The organism is Achromobacter sp. ACM02, assembly GCF_014851605.1.
GTDB lineage: Bacteria > Pseudomonadota > Gammaproteobacteria > Burkholderiales > Burkholderiaceae_B > Achromobacter > Achromobacter aegrifaciens.
The window spans coordinates 1-11,593 of the sequence record NZ_JACUZY010000001.1; the positions used below are offsets into that span (position 1 = coordinate 1).

Sequence of the window (11,593 nt, forward strand, 5' to 3'; positions counted from 1 at the left end):
AGATGCCGTGAGGCGGGGGCCGGACGGAGGGATCCGAAGCGCAGCCCCACCGGGGCGAGCATCGGAATCCCGCAGTCCGGACGCCGGCGACTCAAGAACCCCGCCTCACAACACCGAAGCGGCAGGGTCTCGGGCTTGCGGACGTCGGCGTTCTTTAGCCGCCGAGGCTGCCCTGCGCCATTCCGATGCTCGCCCCAAAGGGGGCTGCGCTTCGGATGGCTCCGGGCTGCCTCGGCTGCAGTCGCCTAATGCGGTGGCTTCAGACCCCGTTCATGGGCAGATGCTGTAAGCCGGTGTCCGGGCGGAGGAGGCGAGACCTTATATCGCGCCATGCGCGGCGATATTCCGATACTGCCCTTTGAAATACAGCAATGGCTGCGTGGAAGCAGCGATTTGCAGATCCAACGCTTTCACCTCGCCAATCACGATCAGGTGATCGCCTGCGGCGTGTTCGGCATAAATCTCGCAATCAAGCCAATGCAGGCTGCCGGCAATGATCGGGTTACCCAGCGGCGATTCCTGCCAGTCCACGTCGTGCCACTTGTCCGTGCCGCGCTGCGCGAATTGGTTGGAAATCCTGACTTGCTCGTCGGAGAGAATATTGACTACGAATCGACCCGCCTGGCGAATTTTGGGATAACTGGCCGAACTGCACATCACATTGAACGACACCAACGGCGGATTCATCGAAACGCTGTGGAATGACTGGCAGGTGAAGCCTATCGGCTCGCCTTCGATCTGCGATGTGATTACCGTGATGCCGGACGCGTAGTGCCCGAGAGCTTCGCGAAAGCGCCTGGGCTCGATCGCAGTACTGGAAAGTGACATAGTGGGGGTTGAATACTGGGTGCAGCTCGATTTGGTCGTCGCGAGCCGCGCGACGACCATTTCCGCCTGGGAATCAGTTCGAGAGTTCCCGGCGGACGATTTCCGCGCCGGCGCTCAAGGCGCTCAGCTTGCCTCGTGCGACTGCGCGGGACAAGGGAGCCATGCCGCAGTTGGTGCAAGGATAGAGCTTGTCGGCATCGACAAACTGAAGCGCCTTGCGCAGGGTGTCGGCGACTTCCTCGGGAGTTTCAATGGTGTTGGTTGCCACATCAATGGCGCCCACCATCACTTTCTTGCCCCGGATGAGTTCGATCAGATCCATAGGGACGCGCGAGTTCTGGCATTCCAGCGAGACGATGTCGATACTGGATTTTTGCAGCTTGGGAAAAGCCTCTTCGTATTGCCGCCACTCCGATCCCAGCGTCTTCTTCCAATCCGTATTGGCCTTGATGCCATAGCCATAGCAGATATGGACGGCGGTTTCGCACTTGAGCCCTTCAATGGCTCTTTCCAGCGTGGCCACGCCCCAATCATTCACCTCGTCAAAGAACACGTTGAATGCGGGCTCGTCAAACTGGATGATGTCGACACCCGCAGCCTCCAGCTCCCTGGCTTCCTGATTGAGAATCTTGGCGAATTCCCACGCCAGCTTTTCGCGGCTTTGATAGTGGCCGTCGTAAAGCGTATCGATCATCGTCATGGGGCCCGGCAAGGCCCATTTGATCGGTTGCTTGGTCTGCTGGCGCAAGAACTTGGCATCTTCGACGAACACCGGCTTGCGGCGCGCCACGGCGCCCACAACCGTCGGCACGCTCGCATCGTAGCGGTCGCGGATCCTGACGGTCTTGCGGTTCTCGAAGTCCACGCCTTCCAGGTGTTCGATGAACGTCGTCACGAAATGCTGACGCGTTTGTTCGCCATCGCTGACGATATCGATGCCGGCGTGCTGCTGTTCCTGCAGCGACAGACGCAGCGCATCCTGCTTGCCTTCGGCCAAGCCCTCGTCCTGCAATTTCCAGGGCGACCAGAGTTTCTCGGGTTCAGCAAGCCAGGAGGGTTTAGGCAAGCTGCCGGCAGTGGAAGTAGGGAGCAATTTTTTCACAATAGATGCCTTGATATTTTTGATTGGTCAAAGAGGGTAGTTGGCGGACCACTGCTCAAGAATCGCCTGGTGCGGTTTGATGAAGTGTTCCTCGACAAACCTTCCCTGCTCGATAGCCAATTGGCTACGCTCCTCTCGATCGTAGACAATCCGGGTCAAGGAATAATCCTGATGCTTCAAACTGGGCTGGTAGGATTTTCCTGCCGCGGAGTTCGCGTTGTAGATCTCTGGCCGGTATATCTTCTGGAAGGTATCCATCGTGCTGATGGTGCTGATCAGCTCCAGATTGGTGTAGTCGCTCAGCAAATCGCCGGAAAAGTAAAAAGCCAAAGGCGCGGCGCTGTTCGGCGGCATGAAGTAGCGGACCTTCATGCCCATTTTTTTGAAATATTCGTCAGTCAGGGAATATTCATCCTGCTGATATTCAACGCCCAGTACAGGGTGCTGGTTTTCAGTCCGATGATAGGTCTTGCTGCTCGATACGCTCAGGCATATGACGGGCGGCTTGCTGAAGTGCTGCCTGTAAGTGCTTGAATTTACAAAGCACTTGAACAGCTTCCCGTGCAGGTCTCCGAAGTTCTCTGGAGCGCTGAATACCGGCTGGTTCTTGGTGTGTTCCAGCAGCAGCACGCTGAAGTCATAGTCCCGCACGTACGAGGAAAAGTTATTCCCGACGATGCCTTCGATGCGTTCGTTGGTCTTCTTGTCGACGATGCTCGTCTTCAGTATTTCGATCAAGGGGAGGGCATTGCCGCTGCTTGCGCCGGGGATGCTCATCTCGACGGAAATGATCTCAAGGTTGACGGCATAGCGGTCGCCCTTGGGATTGTCCCAATGCGCCAGGGCATTGAAGCGGTTGTCGATCATCCGGAGGGTGTTGCGCAGGTTCTCCTGGCGACTCGTGCCCCGGGCCAGATTGGCGAAGTTGGTTGTGATCCGCGTATTGTCTGAAGGACGATAGTCCTCATCGAAACATATGCTCTTGATGGCAAATGCAAACTCTTTACTCATGGTGCTCTGCTGCCCTGAATCCTGAGATAAAACCCGCGTCTATTTCCTGCTTTTCCAGCGCTGCCTGTTTTCTTTCTTTGTTCAGCAGTCTTGACTTTGGCGGTACAGGGGGCGTAGTTTATGTCGGGCAATCCATGAATAAAAGTGAATTGATCTAATGGATCAATTAGTCTAATTCATGGATGAGCGCGCGGTCGATCTGCCGGAAGATCAGACCTCCTGACGAGCAGCCGCAGCCGCGAATCAAGCCGTGGCAGGCTTTTTCGCTTGTTCAATGAATGCGCGCAGATAGTCGATGCCGATATCTGCCTCGCGTGCACCTAGATAGATGTGTTTGGCAATGCCTTTCTTGCCCAAGCGGACTGGCACCACATGCATCGTGTCCGCGTACTCCAGCACCAGCCACCGCGGCAACGCCGCCACCCCACGGCCGCTGGCGACCATTTGCAGCATGATGTCGGTGGTCTCGATGGCCTTGTGGCGCTTGGGTATGATGCCGGCCGGCGTCAGGAACATGTTGTAGATGTCGAGCCGGTCCACCGGCACCGGATAAGCCACCAGTACTTCGTTGGCAAGCTGTTTGGGAGTGACGTACTCCTCCCGGGCAAGAGGGTGGTTGCCGGCGACGACCAGCACTTGTTCGTAGTCGAACACGGGCTCGAACACGAGCCCGGGTTTGTTCAGCGGGTCAGGCGTGACCAGCAGGTCGATTTCGTAGCCGAACAGCGCCCCGATGCCGCCGAACTGGAATTTCTGCTTCACGTCCACGTCCACATCCGGCCAGGCTGCCAGATACGGCGAGACGATCTTCAGCAGCCATTGATAGCAGGGATGGCATTCCATGCCGATGCGCAGCGACCCGCGTTCTCCCTGGGCGAACTGGCGCAGTCGTTCTTCGGCCAGGGTCAGTTGCGGCAATACCCGGTTGGCCACCGCCAACAGGTATTGGCCGGCTTGCGTGAGCCTCAGGCTGCGGCCTTCGCGCAGCCAGATGTCGGTGCCCAGTTGCTGCTCCAGCTTTTTCATGCTGTGGCTCAGGGCCGACTGCGTCACGTGCAGGACGCCTGCGGCGGCAGTCAGCGAACCCTGCTTTTCGACCTCCTGCACGATGGATAGATGGACACGATCAAGCATGATAAAAATTCATGGTTTATTGAGATAAAACCATTTTACTTAATCGTTTCGCTCTATCAGAAGGTCCCGCGCACCGTCAGCGTCGCGTTGCGGGGCTCGCCGTAGAAGCTGCCCCAGCCCGGCGCGCCTATCGTCTGGTAGTAGGTCTTGTCGAACAGATTGTTCACGTTCAATGCCGCCGACCAGTTCTTGTTGATCTTGTAGCCGATGCGTGCATTCCAGACGGCGTAAGGCGCCTGCGAGACCCGCACCGAGCGCGTTTCCGTGTAGCTGCCGGTCTGGTAGTTCACGCCGCCGCCCAAGGTCCACGCCGACCATTCGCCGGGCAGGCGGTAGTCGGACCACAGGCGCAGGATGTGCTTGGGCGTCACCGTGCGTCCAAAGTTGGTGCTCGATACCTCGGTGTCGTCCAGGAACTTCAGGGTGTTGAAGGTGTAGCCGGCAAACAGCTGCCAGCCCGGGGCCACCTCGCCGCTGATTTCGGCGTCCACGCCCTGGCTGCGTACCTTGCCGCTGGACAGATAGCAGATGTCGCCCACGGTGCATGCGCTGACCAGGTCTTGCTGGGCGCGGTTCTTCTGGTCGACGCGGAAGAGAGCGACCGAGGCGTTGACCCGGCCGTCGAGCAGCTCGCCCTTGATGCCGGCTTCGTAGTTCTTGCCCATGATGGGGTCGAGTATCTGCCCCGACGCGTCCACGGCGTTCTGCGGCTCGAAGATTTCCGCAAAGCTGACATAGCCGGACCACTGGGGATTGAAGGCGTAGATCAGGCCGCCGTACGGTGTGACGACGCCGTTTTCCTTGTAGGGGTCGGTGTACTGCTTGCCGTCGTCGCGGTACTTGCCGGTGTTCTCGTACCAGCTGACGCGGGCGCCCGCCACCAGCGTCAACGGATCGGCCAGCTTGAAGCGGCCGACGCCGTAGACGCCGGTCTGCTTCATCGTGATGACGGTCGCGGCGCCGCGGTAGGCATTCTCGCGCAGCCAGTCGTCGGTGGGTTCGGGCACATGGTGATCCGGGTCCCAGACGTTTACGGCGCGGTTCAGTCGCGCGGTCGCGAAATCGTTCTTGCTGGTCAGTTCGTTGATGCTGGCGCCCACGCTGATCGAATGCTTGCGGCCCAGGGCCTCAAACGCGCCGTCCACATCCAGGTTGAGCGCCTTGTTGTGCGTGGAGAAATCGAAGATGCCGGCGTACATCGTCGGCCCCAGTCCGGTGGCCGGATTGACCGCGCCTTCGGTGAAGGCGTATTTGGAATCGTTGGACTCCTGGGTGGAAGTCCCGGTGAGTTTCAGCGACCAGTCCTGGTTGAAGCGGTGCGCAAGCTCGGCGAACACGGTGGTCTGCTTGCCGTTCCAGCGGTTCCAGTCTTGCGAGAGCGAGGTCGAACGCTTCAGCCCGATGTCGTCGCCGTTGGTGTAGTGGGGCAGGCCGTGGAAGAACGGCGTGGATCGCAGTTCTTCGTAGCTGACGCCGCCGGTCAAGGTGGTGGCGGGGCCCAGGTCGTAGCTGAGTACGCCATACAGCACACCGGTGCGGCTGTCGGCGTTGTCGTAGAAGTAGTCCCGGTCGTTGTAGCTGGCCACGGCGCGTCCGCGCAGGGAGCCCGACGCGTTCAAGGGGCCGGTCGCATCGATGTCGGCGCGGTAGTTGTTCCAGGAGCCGCCGCTGGCTAACAACTGCACCTGGTTTTCGGCCAGCGGGCGCTTGCGCACCAGGTTGACCGCGGCGCTGGGCGAGCCGGCGCCCTGCAACAGGCCGGTGGCGCCGCGGATGATTTCGACGCGGTCCAGGATCACGGTGCTGCTGGTGAAGCTGTTGGCCTGGGGGTAATAGAACGCGCGGTTGACGCCGTCGAACTGGTAGCTGTCGACGCGGAAGCCGCGCGAGAACACGTAGTTGCCGCCCATCGGGCTCTTGTAGAGCGTCATGCCGGTGCTATTGGCCAGCACGTCGTCCAGGGTGTTGGCGTTCTGGTCGTCCATGCGCTGGCGCGTCACCACCGTGACCGATTGCGGAATCTCTTTCAGGGTCTGCTCGCCCTTGCCTATGGTCACGAACCCGCTGGTATAGCTGCCCGTGCCTTCGGTGACGGCCGGATCGGCCATGCCGGTCACCGTGACTGGCGCGAGCGTGGTCGCGTCGCCCTGCGGAATGCGGCGCAGGTGATAACCCTCTCCGTTGGCGTTGGCCACGGCTTGCAGGCCCGTGCCTGCGAGCAGGCGCGTGAGGCCCTGTTCCGCGGTGTAGCGGCCGGTAAGCCCTTGCGTCATCACCCCGCGGGTCAGTGTCGGCGACGCGGCCACGGTGACGTTGGCGGCGACGCCGAACTGGCCCAGCGCTTCGTCCAGCGTCGTGGGGGCGATGGCGAAGGCGACCCCTTGCGCGGCCGCGGGCTGGGCCCAGGACACGGCGGGCGCGGCGAGCGGGGTCATTGCGGCCAAGGCCAGATGGACGGCAAGGCGCAAGCGCGCCGGGACTGCCCCGGGGGTCTGGGGCGCGGCAAGAGTAGAGGGTGTATGGCGTGCTGCCATGAGGGCTTCCTGGTTCGTCGATGGGTAAGGCCAGACCGCGGGCGCCTCGGGTCTGTCTCTATGTCTAACGAACCACATCCGAAAATCTTCGCCGTCGTTACAAATTTCCTGGAAGACCGCCCAGGCTGAGGCTCTGCACGTCAGGCGCGATCGACGCTGACCCAGTAGCGCGTGCGGTATCGCAGCCTCAGGTCCAGCACGCCGGCCAGGACTTCCAGCGCCCGGTCGGTGTCGTCGATGCGGAACGCCCCGGTGACTTCGAGGTCCGCCACCCTGGGGTCGCAACGCAGGATGCCGACGCGGTAGCGCCCCAGTTCCGCGAGGAACTGGTCCAGCCGCATGCGGTTCGCGACCAGCATGCCGGCGGCCCAGGCAGGCTCCGTGCCGTCGACACGGGTTGCGGGGGCCAGCGTGCGTCCGTCGAATTCCGCCTGTTCGCCGGCATGCACGACCCGCCCGGCGGGATCCACGCGCACAGCCCCTTCAAAGACGGCAAGCCGCGTCGAGCCATCGCTGTCGTCCAGCTGGCGGACGGTAAAGCGCGTGCCCAGCGGCGTGAGCAGGCCGTGCCGGGTCTGCACGCTGAAGGGGCGTCCGGCGCCATCCGCGCCCGTTGCGATCAGGATTTCTCCGCTGCGCAGCGTGACGCGGCGTTGCTGCGCGTCGTAGCGCAACGCCACGGCAGTGTCGGTGTTCAGCGTCAGGAGGGTGCCGTCAGGCAGGGTCATGGTCCGCTGCTCGCCGGTGGCGGTGCGATAGACGGTGCTGCCTTCCCACCAGCCTTCGCGCGCGCCCGCCCATGCCAGCGTGCCCAGGCAGATGCCGCCCGCGGCCCATTTCATGACGCTGCGGCGCGAACGCTGCTCGCAGTAACGCAGGATGGTCTGGCTGGCGGCGCCTTCGGACACCTTGCCGGTGTTGATGGTGTGGACCTCGCGCCCGATACCCTGCAGGCGCTGCCAAGCCAGTTCGTGGCGCGCGTCTGCCTGACGCCATGCCGCACAGGCGGCTTGCGTGGCCGCATCGGGCGCGTCCCCGGTCCGCATCATCCAGAGCGCCGCCTGCTTGATGATGTCGGGATGCAGCCGTTCGGCTTGGGCGGCGCTCATGCGTACAGCACCGCGTAGCAATGCTCCCAGGCCTTGACGATGTCGCGCTGCACGGCCGCCACCGAAATGTCGAGCTGCTGGGCGATGTCGCGGTAGGGCAGGCCTTCCACCTGCGCCAGCACGAAGACCCGGCGCGCCCGCGGCGGCAACTGCTCCAGCATGCGGCATACGGCGTTCAGCGCCTCCATCACCAGGGCATGCGTTTCGGGACTGGGCTCGACGGCCTCGCTGCGCGAGGCCAGCGTTTCCAGATAGGCCTGTTCCACCGCGCGGCGGCGCGACTGGTCGATAAGGAGGCGCTTGGCGACGGTGGTGAGGAAACCGCGCGGCTCGGCGAACGCCGCGCGCGACTCGCTGCGCATGACGCGTTCGAAGGTGTCGTGCGCCAGGTCCGCGGCGTTTTCGGTGTTGCCGCTGAGCCGGCGGCGCAGCATCTGCACGAGCCAGCCGTGATGCTCTCGATACAGGCTGACGAAGTCGTCGGAGGAGGCAAAGTCGGCGCTGGGCAAGGGGGCTTCCGTTCAAACGCTAATGGGAATGATTGCTAATTGTATAGGATCATCATTCCGGGCGTTCCTCGCGATGCCGCGCCGCATTGGCCAGATCCGCAATCGGCGCCAGCAACCCCCGATCAAAACTCTCCAGCGCCGCGCCCGCGCGCAATCTTGCGGGCCAATCGGAATGTGTCAGCGCGCCACGCCCGAGCGAAACGAAGTCCGCTTCCTGCCGCGCCATCATCCCGTTGGCCGCCATCGGGTCATGCAGCGATCCGTTGGCCAGCACCGGGACCGCGACGTGCCGCCGCGCCAATGCCGCGAGGCTTGGGCCCTGATCTCCAAAAGCCGGACGCCAGGCCTCGAACTCGGTCGTGTGCAGATAGTCGATGGGCTGGGCGCCCAGCGTGCGGTAGATCTGCGCCGCATCCGCCTCGCCGCCTTCCCACTTGTGGGTGAAGTCATTGACCTTGCCCTGGGAGCTGCGCACGCCCACGACATAGCGCTGCCCCGTAGCCTGGCGTACGGCCTGGATGACTTCCAGCGTCAAGCGCAGCCGGTTGTCCAGGTTGCCGCCATAGCGGTCTGTGCGCAGATTGGTGTGGGTGGTGAGGAACTGGTCCAGCAGGTAGCCGTTGGCGCCGTGTATCTCGACGCCGTCGAAGCCGGCCTCCTGCGCCCGGCGCGCGGCCTGGGCAAAGCCGTCGATGGCCTCCGCGATGTCCTCGTCCGACATGGCTTCAGGCGTCCGGTACGGCCCATCGCCCCGATAGAACGCCATCTGCTGTCCCTTGGGCTGTACGGCCGAGGGACCCTTCGTCGTGCCGCGGTATGGGTTGCCCTGCGACAGCGCACCCGCATGCATGAGCTGCGCGACGATGCGGCCGCCGTGCGCATGTACACGGTCGACCACGGCGCGCCAGGCGTCACGCTGGGCGTCGTCGGTCAGGCCGGGCTGGAACAGGTAGCCCTGCGCATGCGCCCGGTCGGTATAGATGCCCTCGGTGATCACCAGGCCGAAGCCGCCGGCCGCGAAGGCTGCGTAGTAATCGGCCATCTGCGGCGTAGCGCGGCCATCTTCCGTGGCGCTGACGCGGGTCATGGGGGCGACGGCGAGACGATTGGCCAGGGTCAGGCCCCTTTCCAGCTGCAGCGGCGTGAACAGTCCGGCCTGCGCCGCGTCGTTCGTACGATAGTCGAGCGCGCCCATGTCAACGGCCCTCCTGCGGACGGACGGCCGCGATGGCCTCGATCTCGATCATGGCGGCCGGGTCGTAGAGCGCCTTGATCTCCGCGATCGTGTCGGCCGGGTAGGGGGCCGAGAAGAAGCGGCGGCGCAGCGTCACCACGTCTTCGAAATGTCCCATGTCGGTGACGAAGATGGTCACCTTGATGACGTCCTTCAGGCTGGAGCCGCCGGCTTCGAGCGCACGGCGCAAGTTCAGGAAGGCTTGTTCGCCCTGGGCCAGAAAGCCGCCCTCGACGATCTTGCCGTCATCGCCGGCGCCAGCCTGGCCGGAGATGAACAGCAGATTGCCGAACTGGATGCCTTGCGACAGCAGGAAGGGTTCGTAGTTGTCGGGCTGGGTGATGACGCGCTGTAGCATGATGCGATTTCCTTCATTTATGGTTGATCTGTGAATCAGCGCGAGAATCGCTGGTCCATGCCGTAAATGTAGGAATCTGCCGGGACGCTGACAAAGGTTCATTTATCAGCTATAAGATGAGAAAATCTCATCCATTACCATGCAACGCCGATCTCTTCCGCTCTCTGGACTGCGCGTATTCGAGGCCGCTGCGCGCCTGGGCAGTTTCAAGGCCGCCGCCGAGGAACTGGCCGTCACGCCGACCGCCGTCAGCCATCAGATCCGCGCGTTGGAAGCGCAGACCGGGCTGGCGCTGTTCGATCGCCACGTGCGCAGGGTGTCGCTGACCGAGGCGGGCGCGCAGCTCTATCCTGTGCTGCGGGATGGTTTCGATGCCTTCGAGGCGGCGCTGGCGCGCCTGACGCAGCAGCGCACGCGGATGCAGGTGACCATCTCCGCGACCAACGCGTTCACGGTGAAATGGCTGGTGCCGCGCATGGCGGATTTCCGCAGCAAGCATCCGGGCATCGATCTGCAGTTGCAAGCCAGCGACGACGTGGTCGATCTGCGATCGGCCGCGGTCGACATCGCGATCCGCTATGGCCGCGGGCCGTATCCGGGCCTCGTCGCGCAGCCGCTGTTCACGGACCGCTTCGCGCCCGTGGCGAATCCGCGGCTGGGCGTGGCATCGCCGGACGATCTGGCCGGCGTGCCCTTGATCCGTTTCAACTGGAAGTGGTCCCATCCGGACAATCCGACCTGGGAGCGCTGGTTCGCGGTCGCGCAGCGTTCCTTGCCGCGGCAGGCGGGCCAGTTGCGCTTTTCCGATGAAGGCCACGCCATACAGGCCGCCGTCGCCGGCCATGGCGTGGCGCTGGTCAGCCTGGCGTTGATCGCCGAAGAATTGGAAGCGGGCCATCTGGTGCAGCCCTTCGGCCCGGAGATCGCCGGGCATACCTACCATCTGGCCATGCCCGCCGACCGGCCGCCCTCGGCGCCTGTCCAGGCGGTTGCGCATTGGTTGAGCATGCAGGCGGCGGCGCAAGAACCGGGCCGCAAGAAAGCGTAGGCGGCCTGGCCGGAACCCGGGTTCGCCGTTGTCAGCGAGCCGCTTTTGCAAGCACTTCCATGGCAGCCGCCTTGGCGCGGCCGAACTCCGCATGGTCGTCCATCGACGCGGCGACGTTGGCATATGCCTGGTAGGCCAGCAGCTCCATGACCAGTTTCGCCTCGTCGGCGTCGGCTGCGATTTGTCCCTGCGCCCGGGCCTCGCGGATCAATCCGTAAAGACGCGTGCGTCCTGCTTCGCGGTATTGCTGGATGGCGTCGCGCAAGGGGCCGGGACGCGCACGATATTCGCTGCTTACCGCGGTGATGACGCAGCCGCCCGGAAGCTGGCGGGTTTCCACGAAGTCGAACCAGCCGTTCATCAGGGCGCGCAGCCGCGTCAGCGGCGTGCGCTTGCGCATGGCTGGCTCGACAACCTGGGTCTGGTACAGGCCTATCGCATGGGCCAAGGCCGCCAGTTGCAGGTTTTCCTTGTCGCCGAACAGAACCTGAAGATTGCTTTTTCCCACTTCAGCCAAGTCGGCCACCTGGCCGAAGGTCAGGCCGCCCAGTCCTTCGACGGAGAGGAGCTTTACGGCTTCGTCGAGCACGCGGGCTCGCGCGCGCTCGCCGCGCAAGCGGCGGCCATCGGATGGGGGAGAGGGGGGCAACGGTTTCATCGGACCTTGTTTTTCTGCTTGCACGGGTTTCATTCTTTCACGATACTATAAATACGATCGTACATATA

General features: G+C 63.0%; 10 protein-coding genes and 1 pseudogene. 1 reads left to right on the forward strand and 10 read right to left on the reverse strand.

From position 1 onward, the window contains the following. Positions 1-318: 318 nt before the first annotated feature. The 9 genes from IB258_RS00005 to IB258_RS00045 form a co-directional block, all read right to left on the reverse strand. The gene (locus IB258_RS00005) at positions 319-828 is read right to left on the reverse strand and encodes a flavin reductase family protein (protein ID WP_054456513.1); all 510 of its coding nucleotides are present in this window, start codon (positions 826-828) and stop codon (positions 319-321) included. Positions 829-901: 73 nt separating this feature from the next. Beyond that, positions 902-1,930, reverse strand: coding sequence for a methionine synthase (locus tag IB258_RS00010; RefSeq protein WP_125472632.1), 1,029 nt, complete (start codon positions 1,928-1,930; stop codon positions 902-904). A gap of 27 nt (positions 1,931-1,957) precedes the next feature. Then, positions 1,958-2,941: a DUF1852 domain-containing protein gene (locus tag IB258_RS00015; RefSeq protein ID WP_192327254.1), complete on the reverse strand. Its 984-nt coding sequence runs from the start codon at positions 2,939-2,941 to the stop codon at positions 1,958-1,960. A 243-nt stretch (positions 2,942-3,184) separates the two neighbouring features. After that, positions 3,185-4,075 (reverse strand): LysR family transcriptional regulator, encoded by an 891-nt coding sequence (locus IB258_RS00020; protein ID WP_054456516.1) that lies wholly within the window; start codon positions 4,073-4,075, stop codon positions 3,185-3,187. Between the two features lie 56 nt (positions 4,076-4,131). After that, positions 4,132-6,510 carry a TonB-dependent receptor gene (locus tag IB258_RS00025; RefSeq protein ID WP_225590231.1) on the reverse strand — a complete coding sequence of 793 codons (2,379 nt, stop codon included), beginning with the start codon at positions 6,508-6,510 and terminating at the stop codon, positions 4,132-4,134. A gap of 239 nt (positions 6,511-6,749) precedes the next feature. After that, positions 6,750-7,718, reverse strand: coding sequence for a FecR domain-containing protein (locus tag IB258_RS00030; protein ID WP_192351950.1), 969 nt, complete (start codon positions 7,716-7,718; stop codon positions 6,750-6,752). Beyond that, a complete protein-coding gene (locus IB258_RS00035; protein ID WP_054456519.1) occupies positions 7,715-8,227 on the reverse strand; it encodes a sigma-70 family RNA polymerase sigma factor in 513 nt (170 codons plus the stop codon). Before IB258_RS00035 ends, IB258_RS00030 begins: the two co-directional genes overlap by 4 nt. Before the next feature lie 52 nt (positions 8,228-8,279). Next, positions 8,280-9,422, reverse strand: coding sequence for an NADH:flavin oxidoreductase (locus tag IB258_RS00040; protein WP_192351951.1), 1,143 nt, complete (start codon positions 9,420-9,422; stop codon positions 8,280-8,282). 1 nt (position 9,423) lies between these two features. Continuing rightward, complete coding sequence (locus IB258_RS00045; protein WP_192351952.1) at positions 9,424-9,819, reverse strand: RidA family protein; 396 nt, start codon at positions 9,817-9,819, stop codon at positions 9,424-9,426. Between the two features lie 139 nt (positions 9,820-9,958). On the opposite strand from IB258_RS00045, the gene IB258_RS00050 reads away from it, so the two are divergent. Continuing rightward, positions 9,959-10,867, forward strand: a complete 909-nt coding sequence (locus tag IB258_RS00050) for a LysR substrate-binding domain-containing protein (RefSeq protein WP_054456522.1) — start codon at positions 9,959-9,961, stop codon at positions 10,865-10,867. Between the two features lie 31 nt (positions 10,868-10,898). On the opposite strand, the pseudogene IB258_RS00055 reads toward IB258_RS00050, so the two are convergent. Continuing rightward, positions 10,899-11,590, reverse strand: a pseudogene (locus tag IB258_RS00055) (TetR/AcrR family transcriptional regulator). Between the last annotated feature and the right edge of the window lie 3 nt (positions 11,591-11,593).